Annotated in this window: 18 protein-coding genes and 1 pseudogene; 12 read left to right on the top strand and 7 right to left on the bottom strand. The window is 76.5% G+C overall.

All coding sequences use genetic code 11. The features are described from left to right. Positions 1-16: 16 nt before the first annotated feature. A complete protein-coding gene (locus V1L54_RS17825; protein ID WP_330119025.1) occupies positions 17-331 on the bottom strand; it encodes a DMT family transporter in 315 nt (104 codons plus the stop codon). A gap of 182 nt (positions 332-513) precedes the next feature. Between V1L54_RS17825 and V1L54_RS17820 the strand changes: the two genes are divergently transcribed. After that, a complete protein-coding gene (locus V1L54_RS17820; protein ID WP_330119024.1) occupies positions 514-1,821 on the top strand; it encodes an endonuclease Q family protein in 1,308 nt (435 codons plus the stop codon). A 157-nt stretch (positions 1,822-1,978) separates the two neighbouring features. On the opposite strand, the gene V1L54_RS17815 is transcribed toward V1L54_RS17820, so the two are convergent. Beyond that, positions 1,979-2,293, bottom strand: coding sequence for a hypothetical protein (locus V1L54_RS17815; RefSeq protein ID WP_330119023.1), 315 nt, complete (start codon positions 2,291-2,293; stop codon positions 1,979-1,981). A gap of 368 nt (positions 2,294-2,661) precedes the next feature. On the opposite strand from V1L54_RS17815, the gene V1L54_RS17810 reads away from it, so the two are divergent. Both V1L54_RS17810 and V1L54_RS17805 read left to right on the top strand, forming a co-directional pair. Beyond that, positions 2,662-3,129, top strand: a complete 468-nt coding sequence (locus V1L54_RS17810; protein WP_330119022.1) for a DUF6098 family protein — start codon at positions 2,662-2,664, stop codon at positions 3,127-3,129. A gap of 227 nt (positions 3,130-3,356) precedes the next feature. Next, the gene (locus V1L54_RS17805; protein ID WP_330119021.1) at positions 3,357-3,914 is read left to right on the top strand and encodes a carbohydrate binding domain-containing protein; all 558 of its coding nucleotides are present in this window, start codon (positions 3,357-3,359) and stop codon (positions 3,912-3,914) included. Between the two features lie 39 nt (positions 3,915-3,953). Here the strand turns inward: V1L54_RS17805 and V1L54_RS17800 are convergent, their stop codons facing one another. Further along, positions 3,954-4,412, bottom strand: a complete 459-nt coding sequence (locus V1L54_RS17800) for an ANTAR domain-containing protein (protein ID WP_330119020.1) — start codon at positions 4,410-4,412, stop codon at positions 3,954-3,956. 298 nt (positions 4,413-4,710) lie between these two features. Here V1L54_RS17800 and V1L54_RS17795 point away from each other — a divergent pair, with 298 nt between their 5' ends. After that, positions 4,711-5,373: a dienelactone hydrolase family protein gene (locus V1L54_RS17795; RefSeq protein ID WP_330119019.1), complete on the top strand. Its 663-nt coding sequence runs from the start codon at positions 4,711-4,713 to the stop codon at positions 5,371-5,373. Between the two features lie 125 nt (positions 5,374-5,498). Next, positions 5,499-6,152 carry a phosphoribosyltransferase gene (locus V1L54_RS17790; protein WP_330119018.1) on the top strand — a complete coding sequence of 218 codons (654 nt, stop codon included), beginning with the start codon at positions 5,499-5,501 and terminating at the stop codon, positions 6,150-6,152. 33 nt (positions 6,153-6,185) lie between these two features. On the opposite strand, the pseudogene V1L54_RS17785 reads toward V1L54_RS17790, so the two are convergent. After that, a pseudogene (locus V1L54_RS17785) lies at positions 6,186-6,836 on the bottom strand (hemin transporter); the annotation flags it as partial. Positions 6,837-6,924: 88 nt separating this feature from the next. Then, positions 6,925-7,377 (bottom strand): RrF2 family transcriptional regulator, encoded by a 453-nt coding sequence (locus V1L54_RS17780; RefSeq protein ID WP_330119017.1) that lies wholly within the window; start codon positions 7,375-7,377, stop codon positions 6,925-6,927. Between the two features lie 222 nt (positions 7,378-7,599). On the opposite strand from V1L54_RS17780, the gene V1L54_RS17775 reads away from it, so the two are divergent. The 4 genes from V1L54_RS17775 to V1L54_RS17760 all read left to right on the top strand — a co-directional run bounded on the left by V1L54_RS17775 (position 7,600) and on the right by V1L54_RS17760 (position 10,363). Then, positions 7,600-7,836, top strand: coding sequence for a metallothionein (locus V1L54_RS17775; protein ID WP_100203909.1), 237 nt, complete (start codon positions 7,600-7,602; stop codon positions 7,834-7,836). Positions 7,837-7,973: 137 nt separating this feature from the next. Further along, positions 7,974-9,317, top strand: coding sequence for a 6-phospho-beta-glucosidase (locus V1L54_RS17770; RefSeq protein ID WP_330119016.1), 1,344 nt, complete (start codon positions 7,974-7,976; stop codon positions 9,315-9,317). Positions 9,318-9,444: 127 nt separating this feature from the next. After that, on the top strand, positions 9,445-9,855 hold the full coding sequence (locus V1L54_RS17765) for an SRPBCC family protein (RefSeq protein WP_330119015.1): 411 nt from the start codon (positions 9,445-9,447) through the stop codon (positions 9,853-9,855). Between the two features lie 82 nt (positions 9,856-9,937). Beyond that, positions 9,938-10,363, top strand: a complete 426-nt coding sequence (locus V1L54_RS17760; protein WP_330119014.1) for an OsmC family protein — start codon at positions 9,938-9,940, stop codon at positions 10,361-10,363. Positions 10,364-10,415: 52 nt separating this feature from the next. Here V1L54_RS17760 and V1L54_RS17755 read toward each other — a convergent pair whose 3' ends face one another. Further along, positions 10,416-11,273: a 3-hydroxyacyl-CoA dehydrogenase family protein gene (locus V1L54_RS17755; protein WP_330119013.1), complete on the bottom strand. Its 858-nt coding sequence runs from the start codon at positions 11,271-11,273 to the stop codon at positions 10,416-10,418. Positions 11,274-11,482: 209 nt separating this feature from the next. On the opposite strand from V1L54_RS17755, the gene V1L54_RS17750 reads away from it, so the two are divergent. The 3 genes from V1L54_RS17750 to V1L54_RS17740 all read left to right on the top strand — a co-directional run bounded on the left by V1L54_RS17750 (position 11,483) and on the right by V1L54_RS17740 (position 14,930). Continuing rightward, positions 11,483-11,968: an MSMEG_6728 family protein gene (locus tag V1L54_RS17750; protein WP_330119012.1), complete on the top strand. Its 486-nt coding sequence runs from the start codon at positions 11,483-11,485 to the stop codon at positions 11,966-11,968. Positions 11,969-12,114: 146 nt separating this feature from the next. After that, a complete protein-coding gene (locus V1L54_RS17745; RefSeq protein ID WP_330119011.1) occupies positions 12,115-13,821 on the top strand; it encodes a SpoIIE family protein phosphatase in 1,707 nt (568 codons plus the stop codon). Then, positions 13,818-14,930 carry a cobalamin B12-binding domain-containing protein gene (locus tag V1L54_RS17740; protein WP_330119010.1) on the top strand — a complete coding sequence of 371 codons (1,113 nt, stop codon included), beginning with the start codon at positions 13,818-13,820 and terminating at the stop codon, positions 14,928-14,930. Before V1L54_RS17745 ends, V1L54_RS17740 begins: the two co-directional genes overlap by 4 nt. 258 nt (positions 14,931-15,188) lie before the next feature. Here the strand turns inward: V1L54_RS17740 and V1L54_RS17735 are convergent, their stop codons facing one another. Next, positions 15,189-16,028 carry a PIG-L deacetylase family protein gene (locus tag V1L54_RS17735; protein WP_330119009.1) on the bottom strand — a complete coding sequence of 280 codons (840 nt, stop codon included), beginning with the start codon at positions 16,026-16,028 and terminating at the stop codon, positions 15,189-15,191. Between the last annotated feature and the right edge of the window lie 33 nt (positions 16,029-16,061).

The raw sequence follows: 16,061 nt of genomic DNA, 5'->3' as shown, positions 1-16,061 counted from the left end.
GGCCTCCGGCCCCCGGTCACCGCACGAACCGCAGACCCACCACACCGGCGACGATCAGCAGCAGACACACCACACGTCCGGCCGTCACGGGATCGCCGAGCACGGCCATGCCGTACAGGGCGGCCCCGACGGTGCCGATGCCCACCCACACCGCGTACCCGGTACCGAGCGGAATGCTGCGCAGGGCATAGGCGAGCCCGCCCATGCTCAGCGCGAGCGCCACCAGGAACAGGACACTGGGCCAGAGCCGGGTGAACCCCTTCGAGGCGGCCAGCGCCCCGGCCCAGACCGCCTCCAGGACGCCCGAGACGATCAGTACGGCCCATGCCATGACGAGACCTCCGAGGTGATGCGGCACACGGCGGCGCACGTCCGCCGCCCGGACCATCCTCTCCCCGCCCCGCCCGGCACACCGGACCGGGGCACGGGCCCGCCCGCGCCCGCCCCATGCCCGGATGGTTACGGGGCACGTTGTGCGTACGGAGAACACGACCCGCCGAGGGAGGTCCCGGCATGCGCCACTACGCCGACCTGCACATCCACTCCCGGTACAGCAGGGCCTGCAGCCGCGCCCTCGATCTGCGGCAACTGGCCCGGTGGGCGCGGCGCAAGGGGATCACCGTCCTGGGCACCGGGGACTTCACCCATCCCGGTTGGGCGGCGGAACTGCGCGAGGAACTGGTGCCGGCCGAGCCGGGCCTGTTCCGGCTGCGGGACGAGACCGACCACGAGGTGCTGGAGACCCTGCCGCCCACCTGCCGCGGCCCGCTGCGGTTCACCCTCCAGACGGAGGTCGCCACCAACTACACCCGCGGCGGCCGGGGCCGCCGGCTCCACCACCTGTGCCACGTGCCCGGCTTCGAGGCGGTCGAGCGGCTCACCCGCGCCCTGACCCCGTACGGCGCCCTCGCCTCGGACGGACGGCCCGCCCTGGCGATGGACGCCCGCGACCTGCTGGAGGCCGTCCTGGCCGCCGGGGAGGGCGCCTTCCTCGTCCCCGCGCACATCTGGACCCCCTGGTTCGGTCTGCTGGGGTCGAAGTCCGGCTTCGACTCCGTGGCGGAGTGCTACGGGGATCTCACCGAGCACGTCTTCGCGCTGGAGACCGGGCTCTCCTCGGACCCGGAGATGAACTGGCGGGTCTCCGCTCTGGACCGCTTCCGGCTGGTCAGCCACTCCGACGCGCACTCGGCGCCCGCCCTGGGCCGCAACGCCACCGTGTTCGACACCGATCTCGACTACTTCGCGCTCCGCCGCGCCCTGGCCACCGGCGAGGGGTACGCCGGCACCGTGGACCTGTACCCCGAGGAGGGCAAGTACCACCTCGACGGGCACCGCGCCTGCGGCGTACGGCTGACCCCGGCCGAGACCAGGGAGCTGGGCGGCAGGTGCCCGGTGTGCGGCAGGCGGCTGACGGTCGGCGTCCTCCACCGGGTCGAGGAGCTGGCCGACCACCGGGCCGGCCGGCGGCCGGAGACCGCCGGCGAGCCGCTGAAGATCGTTCCGCTGCCCGAGATCGTGGGGGAGATCCTCGGGGTCGGTCCGAAGTCCAAGGCCGTGGGGCGCGCGGTCGACAGTCTGACCGCCGCGCTGGGACCGGAGCTCCCCCTGCTGCTGGAGGTGCCCCTGGAGAGACTGCGGGAGGCCGGTGAGCCGGAGGTGGCCGAGGCCGTCGGACGGCTGCGCGCCCACCGGGTGCGGCGCGAGTCCGGCTACGACGGGGTCTACGGCACGGTCTCCCTCGCCGCGGCCGAGACCGGGACCGAGCCCGGGACCGGCCGGCCCGTTCCGGCGGCCGGGGCCCGGCGGGGCGCCCGGTAGGCCGCGGGGAGCACCGCGGTCACCCGCGCCCTCACCGGCCTGTGGGACCTGCGGCAGGGCGGCCGGAGCAGGTGAGCCGCCCGGACCCCACCGGGCGGCTCCGGGTCGGCGGCGCCGACGCGTCGTCACTGTCCGTTCCCTCCCGGTCGTCGGGAGATCACAACGGCTGCTCACCGGAGGTGCGGACCGTCCACGGCGGGCCGCAGGTGCCGCGCATCTGGTAGAGAGCTCCGGCGTACATGATCCTGCTGTAGAACACGGCTCCGTCCGAGCAGACGACGTACGCCCGGACCGCGCCCGAGAAGACCGTGCAGGTGAAGTCGACGTGGTAGGCGGGAACCGAGACCCAGCGCTCGCACTCCCAGATCGCGTCAGCCCGGGCCGGCGCCTCGGCCGCCGGCGACTGCGCGAACCCCCGGGGCTCCGCGGCCTCACGCCCGTTCCCCGGGGCCGCGGAGGCCGGGCCGGGCACGCGAGAAGCACGCAGGCGAGTGCCGCGAAAGCGGCCAGTGACGATCTTAGGGCACCGGATCTCCTGGCAAGGGTCACCGGGTGGACCTTTCACTCGATTTGACCGGCTGACCACCGGCAGGAGCAACCACCGCGGACCCCGGGCCCGGCCGTCGCCGTCACTCCGCGAGAAAATCCCGCTGTGGGGCAGGGCCGGTTCGTCACATCCCGTGAACGCCCCGGCGAGCGGATCCGGAGGCGCCGCACCGGCACGCCGGGCACGGCTGCCGGAGTTTCCCCGGTCCGCATCCGGGCACGCGGCCGTCGTCAGCCCGGCGTCCCCGTCCGGCGGGCGGGACACCGCCGGGCAACGGAGGAGGAAGCACCCCCATGACCGTCCCTCCCGGACTGCCCCACTGCTCGTCCCTGGACGAGCTCGCCCGGATGGTCGAGCACGGCGGGCGGCTGTACGTGCGCTGGTCCCGCGGCCCCCGGGCCGACCTGGGGAGGGACGCGGTGAGCACGGACGACCTGACCGGCGTCCCCCTGCCGGGGCTGTCCGCCAACGCTCTGGAGGTCGAGCCGTGGTGGGGGGAGCGGCCGGTACGGCTGTGGGTCGCCCGGCGGCTGTACGACTACTGCCATCTGCGCCGGGTGAAGGCGCCGGGAATCCGGCCCTGGGTGCTGCGCGGCCGGGAGGTCGGACGCGGCCCGGACAACGAGCCGCTGGTACGGGAGGTGGAGCCGGTCGCCTGGGTGGCGCCCGGAGTGATCACCGAGGCGGAGGAGGAGGTCAACCGGCAGCACGGCGACTGGGGCCCGCTGGACCGGGGCGCCCTCGGCGGCACCCGCTCCTGAGCCGCTCCGCTCCCCTCCCCGCCTCCTTCCGCGGCAGCCGGGACAACGGCCGGAAATGGCCGGGATCCGACGGTGCCGGGCCGCCCGGGCCGGGGTCACCCTGACGCTCCCTCGCACCCCCTTGGCATGGGAGCGCTCCCATGCCTGTGGGAGCACGTCATCGCCGTGGTCGCCTCCTCCCCCACTTCCCTCGATCCACCCATCGTTTCGACGGAAAGGACCGACCCATGCCCCACCGCACGTCCCACGGCTCCGCCGTGCCGCCGGGCCGGCGCCGTGCCCGCCTCGGCCTCGGAGCGCTCGCCGCCGCCGGACTTCTGGGCGGGCTCCTGGCAGCCCCCGCCGTCTCGGCCGCGCCCACCGGGCCGCTGGCCGAGCTGATCACCAACGGCGACTTCTCCGGCAGGAACCACGAACCCTGGTGGTTCACCGAGAACAGCCCCGCCTCCGTCGTCGACGGACAGCTGTGCGCCGAGGTGCCCGCCGACACGGAGGAGGTCCGGGATGCCATCGTCGGTCAGGACGGCGTCTCCCTCGTCGAGGGGGAGGAGTACACCCTGACCTACACCGTCAGCGCCACGGCGCGGCACACCATCACCACCCATGTGCAGGAGGCGGTCGACCCCTGGGGGCCCAGTTCAGCTCCCAGGACGCGGTCTCCACCCGCACCCGGACCTACCGCCACACCTTCACCGCACAGGCCGACGACCCCGAGGCCCAGCTCGTCTTCCAGATCGGCGGCAGCTCGCGGGCCCACACCTTCTGCCTCGACGACGTCTCGCTGACCGACGAGTCGTAGGAACACCCCGGCCGGTCCGCGGCCGCTACCGCTCCGCCGCCCCGTGCGCACCCGGCCGGGAGGGCGGGCCCGGCCGGGAGGGCGGGCCCGGCTCCCGGCGCCGCAGCGCGGTGCGCAGGGCGGCGCGGACCGGTTCGGGCAGTGGTTCACCGGCGGTGGCGGCCACCACCAGGGCCGCCACCGTGCGCAGTTTGGTGTTGGTTCGCTGGGAGACCTCCACCAGCACCTCCCAGGAGTCCTGCGGGGTGCATCCGCCGATCGCCATGATCACTCCCCGGGCCTGGTCGACGAGCGGACGGGTGGCCATCGCGCGGCGCAGCTGGTCCACCTCGGCGCGCAGCCGGGCGAGCTCCGTGTCCGCTCTCCGGGGGTCCGGGACGATCACGGCCGGCACGGTGGCGAGGCAGGCCGACGCTCCGGCCAGCAGCAGGACCGACCACCCGACAACCCCGCGGGCGGCGGTACGCCGGAGCGGCCGGCTCATCGGGCACCCCCCTCCGAACGACACGGCCCGGCAAAGCTCTCAACCTCCGGGCATCCTCCGGGCGGACGGCGCGCCCGGCCGGAGTACGGCGGCCGGGCAGAGCGCCCGTCCGCTCCCTGAGGAACGCCTGCCCACCACAGCTCTGGCGACGCATGCCAGATGCATATGCCATCGCTTGTCGGCCGCCGGCCTCCCGGGCGGCCGCCCCGGCCACGACGCGCGGCATGTCGCCCGGCATGTTCCGCCCGCCCGCGGGTACCCCGGCGGGGCACGGACACCGGAACCCGGGAGGTGGGCGATGCTCCCCGAGACGGTCCGGATCGACACCGGGGCGGGAGCCGTTCTGACCGGAGACCTCGACCTGCCCGAGGGAGCCCGCGGCGTCGTGGTGTTCGCCCACGGCAGCGGCAGTTCCCGGCACAGCCCGCGCAACCGCGCGGTGGCCGGGGTCCTGCGGGACGCGGGACTCGGCACCCTGCTGCTCGACCTGCTCACCGAGGCCGAGGAGCGCACCGACACGGTCACCGCCGAGCACCGCTTCGACATCCCGCTGCTGGGGCGGCGCCTGGCCGCGGCCGTCGACTGGCTCGGCACCCGGCCGGCCACCGCCGGGCTGCCGGTCGGCCTGTTCGGGGCCAGCACGGGGGCCGCCGCCGCCCTGGTGGCCGCCGCCGAGCGTTCCCGGCCGGTGCGGGCCGTGGTCTCCCGCGGCGGACGGCCGGATCTGGCCGGGGACGCCCTGCCCGGGGTCGGCGTACCCGTCCTGCTGATCGTGGGGGGCGAGGACCGCGAGGTGCTGCGACTGAACGAGCGGGCGGCCGAACGGCTGTCCGCGCCGTGCGCGGTGCACGTGGTGCCCGGGGCCACCCATCTGTTCGAGGAGCCCGGCACCCTCGACCGGGCCGCCGCCGCGGCTCGGGACTGGTTCGTCCGGATGGTCCGGGAGACGGCCCACCGGTGACCGGCGGCGAAGACGACGGGCAGGCCACGGGCACGCGACGGCCGGGCGGCGCACGGGGACGGCGGCGGGGCGGACCCGGGAAGACCCCGGGAAGAGCGGAAAGAGGAACGGAGAGGAGCCGGATCATGCGCTTCCACGACCGCAGGCGGGCGGGCCGGCGGCTCGCCGGGCCGCTGTGCGAGCTCCAGCGCGCCGGCGAGCTGGAGAACCCGCTGGTCCTGGCCCTTCCCCGGGGCGGTGTGCCGGTGGGCGACGAGGTCGCCCGGGCGCTGGACGCGCCGCTGGACGTCCTGGTCGCGCGCAAGATCGGCGCCCCGTTCAACGAGGAGCTGGGAGTGGGCGCCGTCGCGGGCGAGGGCCCGCCGCTGTTCGACGAACGCTCACTGGCCCTGCTCGGTCTGACGGCCGGCCGGCTGGCCTCCCGGGTGGAGCGGGAGCGGGCGGAGGTGCGCCGCCGGGAGGAGCGGTACCGGGGCGGCCGCCCGGCACCGGAGGTCCGGGACCGGACGGCGGTGCTCGTCGACGACGGGCTGGCCACCGGGGTCACCGCGCGGGCCGCGCTGCGCGCCGTCCGCGCCCGGGGCCCGGCCCGGCTGGTGCTGGCCGTACCGGTCTCCTCCCGGCAGGCCGCCGCCGCGCTGGAGCCGGAGGTCGACCGGCTGGTGTGCCTGGACCGGCCGGCGTCCTTCCAGGGGGTCGGCCAGTGGTACGAGGACTTCGCGCAGCTGGACGACGACGAGGTGGTGGCCACCCTGCGGGCCTCCGCCGCCGCCCGGTGAGCGGCGGCGGGACGGCACGCGCCCGGCGCGGTCTCAGCCGCCGATGCCCGGATCGGGGCCGAAGGACTCGTAGTGGATGCGGGCGGCCGGCACCCCGCGTGCCAGCAGCCGGCTCCGCACCGAGCGCATGAACGGCAGCGGTCCGCACAGGTAGGCGCGGACGTGCTCGGGCACCTCGACGCCGGACAGGTCGACGTATCCGGTGCGCTCGGCGGGCCAGGGGCCCTCGGGGTGTTCGTACCAGACGTGGGCGACGGCCTCGGGCAGCTTGCCGACCAGGAGCGCGGTCTGCTCGCGGAAGGCGTGGGCGCGCTCGCTCCGGTCGCCGTGCACCACGGTCACGGGGCGGGTGGAGCCGGTGGCGGCCAGATACGACAGCATGCTGACCATCGGGGTGCAGCCGATGCCCGCCGAGGCCAGCGGGACGGGTCCGTCGCCGTCGTCCAGCACCACGTCCCCGAAGGGCGCGCCGACGGTGAGCACATCGCCCTCGCGCACGTTCTCGTGCAGCCAGTCGGACACCTCGCCGGCCGGGTCGCCGGCGAGCCGCTTGACGGAGATCCAGCGGTCGTCGCCGTCGGGCGCGCACGAGAGGCTGTACTGGCGGATCTGCCGCGCCCCGTCCGGCAGGGTCACGCGCACGGAGACGTACTGCCCGGGCCGGAACGGCGGTACGGGGCCGCCCGCGACGGCGCCGCCGCGGTGGATGCGGCACGGGCCGGCGGTCCGTCCGGAGGGGATCCGGACTCCGGGGGAAACGGGGAGGGAAGCGCTAGGCGGCGGGGGGCGGACCGGTGAGCAGCCGGACCAGCACGGGCCGGGCGGTGTCGCCCACCAGGTCCCGCACCGTCAGCGGGTCGAGCGCCGCGTAGAACGCCTCCTGCGCCTCGCGCAGCGCGCTGCGCAGCCGGCACCCGCCCCGGAGCGGGCACGGCGCGGCGGTGTCCTCGCAGCCCACCACGTCACCGGCGCCCTCCAGGCCGCGCACCAGCCAGCCGACCGAGGCGGTACGGCCGAGCGGCGTGAGCCGCAGCCCGCCACCCCTCCCCCGCCTGGCCTCCAGCACGCCCAGGTGCCGCAGCCGGCTCACCACCTTGGACACATGGGTGTACGGCGCGGCCACGGAGTCGGCCACCTCCTGGGAGGTGGGCGTCTCCGCCTCGTCCAGCACCGCCAGGCGCATCACGACACGCAGCGCCAGATCGGTGAACTTCGTCAGCCGCATGCCGCGACGATATCAACTCGCATCTCAGATGCGAGTTTTGGGACGGGGGTCCGCCCGGTTCCGGCCAGTCGCGGCCCCGGTCGACCGGGCGGGTGGTCGCGCTGCGCCGGTCGGGGCCCGGCCGCCGCGCCGCGCGGTCCGCGCACGGCTCCGCGTGTCCATCCTTGCGGCTGACCGGCCCGGCGGGGAGCCGGCGGAGATCCCATGCGGAAGGAGCGATTCATGAGCGTGTGCGAGGTGTGCGGCAACGACTACGAGATGGCGTTCGAGGTGCGCGCGGCGGGTGCCGTCCACGTCTTCGACAGCCTGGAGTGCGCGGCCCAGCGGATGGCCCCCATCTGCGAGAACTGCGAGTGCCGCATCCTGGGCCACGGTGTGCAGTCGAACGACGGACGGTTCTTCTGCTGCGCCCACTGCGCCCGCATGCAGGGGCACCGGGAGCTGGTCGACCACGCCTGAACCGAACCGGAGCCGCGCGCCGGATCCCGGCGGCCGTCCGCCGGGACCGCGGCATGTGCGACCATCCTTCCCGGCCCGCCGCGTCCCGCGGGCCGGCGGACGGCGGCGGTACCGGGGAAGGCGCAGGGGGTGCGGACATGAGGCTCGCCGTGCTGGGCGGCGGAGGATTCCGGGTGCCGCTGGTGCACCGGGCACTGCTCGACGACGCGGGTGACCCGGCCGGCCGGGTCACCGAGCTCGTCCTGTACGACACCGACCGCGCCCGGCTGGACGCCATCGGCGCGGTGCTCGCCCACCAGGCCGGGCGGCACACCGGCCCGGCCCCCGCGGTGCGGGCCACCACCGACCTCGACGAGGCGCTGCGCGGCGCCGACTTCGTCTTCTCCGCGATCCGGGTCGGCGGTCCGGCGGGCCGGGTCCGCGACGAGCGGATCCCGCTCGCCGAGGGCGTGCTGGGCCAGGAGACGGTGGGCGCGGGCGGGGTGCTGTACGGGCTGCGCACCCTGCCGGTGGCGGTGCGGATCGCCGAGCGGATCGCCGCACTCGCACCCGGGGCATGGGTGATCAACTTCACCAACCCCGCGGGCATGGTGACCGAGGCGATGGGCCGGGTCCTGCGGGAGCGCGGCCTGCCCGACCGGGTGATCGGGATCTGCGACTCCCCGGTCGGCCTGTGCCGCCGCGCGGCACGCGCCCTGGGCACCGACCCCGACCGGGCCGGGTACGACTACGTGGGCCTGAACCACCTGGGCTGGCTGCGCCGGATCACGGTGGACGGCCGGGACCTGCTGCCCGCGCTGCTGGCCGACACCGCCGCGCTGGAGTCCTTCGAGGAGGGCCGGCTCTTCGGCGCCGAGTGGCTGCGCGCACTGGGCGCGCTGCCCAACGAGTACCTGCACCACTACTACTTCAACCGCGAGGCGGTCGCCGCCGTGCGCTCCGCCGCCGCCACCCGCGGCGAGTTCCTGCTGGCGCAGCAGTCCCGGTTCTACGAGCGGGCCCGGCCCGATGACCCGGCGGCGGCGTACCGGGAGTGGGAGCGCACCCGGCTGGAGCGCGAGGAGACCTATCTGGCCGAGAACCGCGCGGCCTCCGGCGGCTGGGAGCGCGACAGCCGCGATCTGGCGGGCGGCGGCTACGACCGGGTCGCGCTCGCCCTGATGCGGGCGATCGCCCGGGGTGAGCGCACCACCCTGATCCTGGACGTCCCCAACCGCGGCGCCGTACCGGGCCTGGACGAGGAGGCGGTGGTCGAGGTGCCGTGCCTGGTGGACGCCGCCGGCGCCCGCCCGCTGGCGACCGGCCCCGTCGCCGCGGACCAGCTCGGGCTGATGCTCACCCTCAAGGCCGTCGAACGGTCCACGATCGAGGCGGCCCGCACCGGCTCGCGCCGGGCGGCGCTGCGGGCCCTGGCGCTGCATCCGCTGGTGGACTCGGCAGCGGCGGCCGGACGGATCCTGGACGCGGCCGGCGGCCCGTGAGCGGAACCGGCCACCGCCCGGGCCCGGACCCCGCGGCGGGCGGTCGGGTGGCGGCACGGATGCCCCGGCCCGTCGGGGGTACCTCGTCCCGGGTCAGCTGACGTCTCTACTCCGGGAGTGAGATCCGGTGAGCGAATACGAGCGCACCCGCACCATGCCCGTCATGCCCGAGCTGGTCTTCAACCAGGTGTCCGACCCCGACTCCCTGAACCGCTGGCTCCCGACGGACCTCCACGCCCGGGTGGAGGACCCGCCGGCGGTGACCGTGCACGAGGACCGGACCGGCCACGACGTCCGGGCCCTGTACCGCACCCGCCCCGAGCAGATGCGCGCCGAGTGGGGCACCAGGGACCAGGGCAGCTACGCGGGCTGGCTGCAGGTGGCGGGCATCGGCAGCGGCGCGAGCGAGGTGACCGTGCACCTGTCGTTCTTCGACGAGGAGCACGCCCCTCCGGAGGAATCCGTCAACGGCGCCCTGGACCAGAGCCTGGAGCGGCTGGCCGAGCAGGTGCGGGCCCGCACCGAGCACGCCGACTGACACCTGCCGGCGTCCGGCGCCCCCGGCGGCGTCAGCCGTTTGGGGGCGCCTCCCGCGCGGGCCCGCGGGTAGGGCTCTTCCCATGCCACCTTCCGAGCGATCCACGCAGTCCGCCCACCCGCCACAGGACCTGTACAGCGCCGAGGCCCGTTCCCTGCACGGCACCGGCCGGGTGGACGTCTCCGGGCGGGCCGGGCTTCCCGCCGGCGCCCCCCGTGAGCTGGGCGGTACCGGCCAGGGCTACGACCCCGAGCAGCTGTACGCGGCGGCCCTGGCCACCTGTCTGCACCAGGCCGTGGTGATCGCCGCCACCGAGACCGGTGTCGACCCCGCCGGCAGCGAGGTGACCGCCCGGGTCCGCCTCGGCGACGGCGGGGCCCAGCACTACGCCTTCGCCGCCACCGCCGAGGTCTCCCTTCCGTCGGCCGGGGACCGGCGCGAGCGCGTCATCGCACAGGCGCTGCGCATCTGCCCGCTCGCGGAGCACCTGGACCCGCCTCCGGCGTGACGCGCCGCCGCACCCGGGCCCGCCGCGCCCGGCGGCGCGCCGGTCCCCGGGCTCAGTCCCGCCAGACGTAGAAGCCGCGGCCCGTCTTGCGGCCCAGCTCGCCCCGGGCGACCTTCTCCCGCAGCAGCCGCGGGGGCGCGAACCGCTCGCCCAGCGCGGTGTGGAGGTGCTCGGCGATGGCCAGGCGCACGTCCAGGCCCACCAGGTCGGTCAGCCGCAGCGGCCCCATCGGATGCCGGTAGCCCAGGGTCATGGCGGTGTCGATGGCCTCGGGCTCGGCGACGCCCTCCTCCACCATCCGGATCGCCTCCAGCCCCAGGGCCACGCCCAGCCGGCTGCTGGCGAAGCCCGGCGAGTCCCCCACGACGACCTCCCGCTTGCCCAGGGCGCGGACCCACCCCAGTGCCGTGTCCACGGTCTCCCGCGCGGTCCGCCCGGTGACGACCAGCTCCACCAGCGCCGAGGCCGGCACCGGGTTGAAGAAGTGCATGCCCAGGAACCGCTCCGGGCGGGTCAGGGCGGAGCCGAGTTCGGTGACCGGCAGGGAGCTGGTGTTGGTGGCCAGCACCGCGCCGCCGCCCACGGCCCGTTCGGCGGCGGCGAGCACCCGGACCTTCAGGGCGGGATCCTCCGGGACGGCCTCGACGACCAGGTCCGTGCCGGGCGGCAGGGCGTCCATCGAGGCGGCGGCGGTGACGCGGCCCAGCACCCGCTCGGCGGGCTCGGCGGACCTGCCGCGCTCCTCGGCCCGGCGCAGACCGCCGGCGATCCGGTCCAGGGCCGCGGCGGCGGCCTCCGCGCCGCTCTCCACCACGGTCACGGACGAGCCCGCCGCCGCGAAGGACCGGGCGATGCCCGCGCCCATCCGGCCCCCGCCCACCACGCCCACCACCGCCGGTGCCACCGTCATGCCCGCGTCCTCCCAGGTCGCCGTCCGCCGCCTTCGCCGGCCGCCTCCGCGGCCGCCCCCACCGTACCGACCGAATGGTCGGTGGAGAACCGGTACGGCACCCGTACGGCCCGGCCCCGGCTGCGCGCACCGGCCGGGGCTGGCAGGATCACGATCCGTACCAGGACGGACCGGACGACCGGACCGGACGACGATCGGACGGACACCCCGTGCAGACGTTCCTGCCGCTTCCCGACTTCGCGGCGACGGCCCGGGTGCTCGACGCGCGGCGGCTGGGAAAGCAGCGGGTCGAGGCCCTCCAGGTGCTGCGCGCCCTGACCCGGCCCGGCTACGGCTGGGCACGGCATCCGGCCGTCCGGATGTGGGCCGGGTACGAGGAGGGCCTGGTCCGCTACGGCATGGAGATCTGCCGCCACTGGCGTCTGGCGGGGCGCGGCGACACCTGCGAGGTCACGATGCTGACCGATCTGCGGCACGCCACCGGGGTCCGGGCCCCCCGCCCCCAGGAGGAGCTGGCGCGGGCCGGTGAGCTGCCGCCCTGGCTCGGAGACCCCGCCTTCCACCTCAGCCACCGGTCCGCCCTGGTCCGCAAGGACCCGGAGCACTACGTCCCGCTCTTCCCCGGCACCCCGGACGACCTGCCGTACGTGTGGCCCGGCTCCGACCGCGACACCGGTGCCCCGCGCGCCGGTTGAGACGGCGGCAGACACAGCTGCAGACACATCGGACTTGCGCCCGCCGCCCCCTCCGAGGGACCGTTGCACAGAACAGCTGTCCAGTGGCACCTGAAGCCGGAGGGGTGGCCGGGTGAGGCGCGAGACACGTCCACCCCTGTATCCCAGTGACCGATCACTCTCCCCCACCTGATGCGCACGACCGGACGGCCGCCCGCGCCGACACCTACCGGGCCATGGTCGAGTCGGCGCCCGTCCCGGTGTTCGCGGTGGACACGCGGCGCGAGGTGTCGCTGGTGAACGCGGCGGCCCGGACCCTGTTCCCCGCCCTCGCCGCCGGCGCGCCGCTGGCCGGCGCGGTGCCCGGCTGGCTGGCCGACGCGGACGCCCGCCGGAGCCCCGGCCGGTCGGTGGCGGCCCGGGGCCGGGTGGACGACAGGTCCTTCACCGCCCGCGCCACCCCGCTGCCGGACGGGCACACCGCCTGGTGGCTGTCCGACGTCACCCGCCGGGAGACCGCGCGGCGGTCGCTGCGCTCCGCGGAGGAGCACACCGCCTTCCTGGTCCGGACCTCCACCCGGCTGCAGTCCTCGCTGAACCCGCGCCGGTGCGCGGTGGCGACCGCCGAACTGGCGGCCGGCGAACTCGCCGACGCCGCCGTCGTGGTCCTCCCGCCCCGGCGCCACCGGCTGCCGCTGATCCGGGTGGCCGTCGGCCGTCCTGCCGAGGAGGAGCTGCTGACCGCCGGCCCGGACGAGCTTCCGGGGCTGGCAGAGGCGCTGGCGGACTTCCCGTCCGGCCCGGCCCGCCGGGTCGATCCCGGCCGGCTCCCCGAGTGGCTGCCGCCCGCCGGGTTCGGCCGTCCGGGCGCGGTACTGGTCATGCCCCTGCCGGGCAGCGGGACACCCGCCGGGGCACTGGTGCTGCTGCGGCGCGCCCCACGGGACTTCGACGAGGAGGAGGACACCTTCGCCCGGCTCTTCGCCGCCCGCGCCGGTGCCGCGCTCTCGGCCGCCGCGCTGTACGAGGAGCAGGTCACCACCGTGGGAGTGCTCCAGCGGGAGCTGCTGCCGCCCGTCCTGCCCCGGCTGGAGTACGCCCAGCTGGCGGGCGCCTACCGTCCGGCGCAGACCGCCCAGCGCGTCGGCGGGGACTTCTACGACGTCCGCCCGGCCACCGGGCCCGGCCGGGAGACCGGCCTCGTGCTCGGCGACGTGACCGGCAAGGGGCCGGAGGCGGCGGTCCTGACGGGCCGGATCCGGCACACCCTCGCGGCGCTGCGGCTGGTCGAGGCCGACCACGGGCGGCTGCTGGACCTGCTCAACAGCGTCCTGCTGGGCCACGCCGGGAACCGGTTCGCCACCCTGGTCCTCGCCTCGGTCGAGGCGGGCGGGCACACCGGTGAGGACCCGGCGGAGGGCACCGCGGCGGGCCCCGGGGAGGGCGTCACGGTGCGGCTGACCTCGGCCGGGCATCCGCCTCCCCTGATCGTGCGGGACGGCGGCCGGGTGGAGCCGGCGGCCACCCACGGCACACTGGTAGGTGTGCTCCCGAAGGTGTCGGCGACGACGTACACCACCGTGCTCCGGCCGGGCGAGACCTGTCTGCTGTACTCCGACGGCGTCACCGAGGCCAGGGGCGGCCCCCGCGGTGACGAGCTGTTCGGTGAGGAGCGGCTCGCCGACGCGCTGGCCTCCTGCACGGGCATGCCCGCCGAGGCCGTCATCGAGCGGGTGCTGATGCTCACGTCCGAGTGGCTGGCGGGCCAGGAGCACGACTACCGCGACGACATAGCCATGGTCGCCATCACCTCGCCCCACCGCGCGCCACTGCGCACGATGGGGACACCCGACCCGGAGAGGTACCTCTCGTGACGCCCCCCACCGTCCCCGCCGCCGAGCTCGGGGCACTGGCCGAGAAGTTCTGGACCGCGCTGGAGAACGCCGACGAGCACGCCGCCGTCGAGCTGGCCGCGGGAGCGGTGGAGGGGGGTGTGCCGCCGGAGGACGTCCTGCTGGACGTCGTCGCGGCGGCCCAGCGGCGCGTCGGCGCCCGGTGGGCGGACAACCTGCTCACGGTCGCCCAGGAGCACGCGGCCACCGCCATCAGCGGCCGGGCCGTCGCCGCGGTCGCCGCCCTCCCGGCGGCCCGGACCGCCGTGCCCCGGCTCGGCCACGCCGTGGTGACCTGCACCGACGGCGAGTGGCACGCGCTGCCCGCCCGGCTGGTGGCCGAGGTGCTGCGGCTGCGCGGTTGGCAGGTGGACTTCCTCGGCGCCCATGTGCCCGTCCGGCATCTGGTGGCGCACCTGCACTCGACCGGGCCGGACGCGGTGGCCCTGTCCTGCTCCCTGCCGGTGCGGCTGCCCGTGGCCCACGCCACCGTCACCGCCTGCCAGGCCGCCGGTGTCCCCGTGCTGGCGGGCGGCGCGGGCTTCGGACCGGACGGCCGGTGGGCCCGGACGCTGGGCGCCGACGTCTGGGCTCCCGACGCCCGCTCCGCCGCCGAGCGCCTCGCCGCGGGCCTGCCCTCCCCGCGGGTCGCCGATCCGGCGGACCGGGAGCGGCCGGTTCCCCCGGACCACGAGCACGCCCGGGTCGGCAGGGCCCGTTCACAGCTGGTCGCCGAGATCCTCCGGGAGCTGCCCGAGCGCTTCCCGGGCATGCGCGACTACACCGAGCAGCAGCGGGAGCGCACCGCCGAGGATCTGTCGCACGTCCTCGACTTCCTGGCCGCCGCCCTGTACGTCGACGATCCCGGCCTGTTCGAGAGCTTCCTGGACTGGACCGCCCGGATCCTGGCCGCCCGCGGGGTGCCCGCCCACTCCCTGGCCGCCGGACTGGGCGTCCTGGCCGGAAAGCTGGACGGCCTGCCCCGCGCCGCGGCGTTCACCCTCGCGGGGCAGGCCGTGCTCGCCCGGCCGGAGGCCCCCGGGCCCGCGGGTTCCGGGCACCCCGTGCGACCGGGGTCCCTCCCGGTCTGAGCGCTCCGGCCCGGGCCGCCCCGTTCTCGCGGGAGCCCCGGGGCTCACGCCCGGGGGTGCCCCGCCCCGGCGCGGGCCCCTGCCCCGCGCGCCCCCGGGCCGCGCGGCGGTCCGGTGGATCCCGTCGCATCCGCCCGCGGGCCCGCGGGGCACGGACCGGCTGTCCGGGGACACGGTTCGACCGGCGCCGACCGGGCGGATGCCGCCGGGCACGTCCCGGCGCGGTGGCCGGCCGAGACGGCGGGCCCGCCGCTCCGTTCACGGCCCGGAAGGCGACCACTCCCCCGCGGCCCGGGCCGCCGCGTGGCCCCGTACGGCGTCCGCCAGCAGCCGCCGCGCCCGGTGCCCGGCGCTCAGCGCCTCGCCGTGGGTGCAGGACGCGCCCGTGCGGCGCGCCTCACCGCGGGCCGCGGCCGTCAGGACCGTGCCGACGTGTTCCGCGCCGCCGAACTGGAAGCCCAGCTGGGTGGTGTAGCACCGGGCCGCCGCGGTCTTGCCCGTGAGCGCCGCGGCGACGCAGACCGTCACCTCGGCCGTGCCCGCGGGCGGCGGGAGGGCCCCCGCGCCCGGCTCACGGGCGGCACGATCGGCGTGAACGGCGTGAACGGCGTAGGGGAGGTCGCGCCACCACGCCGTGCGCGCGGGCGGCGCGACGGCGGCGACGGCCCGGGCCGTGACCAGGTGGTCGACATGTCCCCCGATCCCCTGCGGGGCGAGGACGAGGTCGGCCGCCGCCAGGTGGGGGCGCAGCAGCCGCGGCAGTTCGGCCGCGACCCGGTCGTCGGCGCGGGGTGCGGTGAACAGCCGCCGCGGGCTGTCGTAGCCGCGGTGCGGGGCCTCGGCCAGCGGCAGGTGCTCCGGGGGCAGCGCGCCCAGCATCCGCTGTGCGGCACGGTCCTCGGCACGGCGCAGCGCCATGTAGTCGGCCCCGGCGGGCAGTCCCTTGTCGAGCTGGGTGGACAGCGCGAAGGGGCACGGGTCGGCGACCGACGCGGTGAAGCAGGTGACCGTCCGCACCGCCCAGCCGGCCCGGGCCAGCAGGAGCAGGGTCCCCCCGGCGGAGAAGACCGCGTCGTCCAGATGCGGGCTGACGGCCACGGCCGTACGGGTGGACGGGCGGGCGGTCGGCCG

It is taken from the genome of Streptomyces rubellus (genome assembly GCF_036323805.1).
Lineage (GTDB): Bacteria > Actinomycetota > Actinomycetes > Streptomycetales > Streptomycetaceae > Streptomyces.
This window is presented reverse-complemented; position numbering and strand designations above follow the sequence as displayed.

Bases quoted from the DNA above. Each gene is read 5' to 3' on its own strand.
- V1L54_RS17825 (WP_330119025.1), bottom strand. From the start codon at position 331: ATGGCATGGGCCGTACTGATCGTCTCGGGCGTCCTGGAGGCGGTCTGG.
- V1L54_RS17820 (WP_330119024.1), top strand. From the start codon at position 514: ATGCGCCACTACGCCGACCTGCACATCCACTCCCGGTACAGCAGGGCC.
- V1L54_RS17810 (WP_330119022.1), top strand. From the start codon at position 2,662: ATGACCGTCCCTCCCGGACTGCCCCACTGCTCGTCCCTGGACGAGCTC.
- V1L54_RS17805 (WP_330119021.1), top strand. From the start codon at position 3,357: ATGCCCCACCGCACGTCCCACGGCTCCGCCGTGCCGCCGGGCCGGCGC.
- V1L54_RS17800 (WP_330119020.1), bottom strand. From the start codon at position 4,412: ATGAGCCGGCCGCTCCGGCGTACCGCCGCCCGCGGGGTTGTCGGGTGG.
- V1L54_RS17795 (WP_330119019.1), top strand. From the start codon at position 4,711: ATGCTCCCCGAGACGGTCCGGATCGACACCGGGGCGGGAGCCGTTCTG.
- V1L54_RS17790 (WP_330119018.1), top strand. From the start codon at position 5,499: ATGCGCTTCCACGACCGCAGGCGGGCGGGCCGGCGGCTCGCCGGGCCG.
- V1L54_RS17780 (WP_330119017.1), bottom strand. From the start codon at position 7,377: ATGCGGCTGACGAAGTTCACCGATCTGGCGCTGCGTGTCGTGATGCGC.
- V1L54_RS17775 (WP_100203909.1), top strand. From the start codon at position 7,600: ATGAGCGTGTGCGAGGTGTGCGGCAACGACTACGAGATGGCGTTCGAG.
- V1L54_RS17770 (WP_330119016.1), top strand. From the start codon at position 7,974: ATGAGGCTCGCCGTGCTGGGCGGCGGAGGATTCCGGGTGCCGCTGGTG.
- V1L54_RS17760 (WP_330119014.1), top strand. From the start codon at position 9,938: ATGCCACCTTCCGAGCGATCCACGCAGTCCGCCCACCCGCCACAGGAC.
- V1L54_RS17755 (WP_330119013.1), bottom strand. From the start codon at position 11,273: ATGACGGTGGCACCGGCGGTGGTGGGCGTGGTGGGCGGGGGCCGGATG.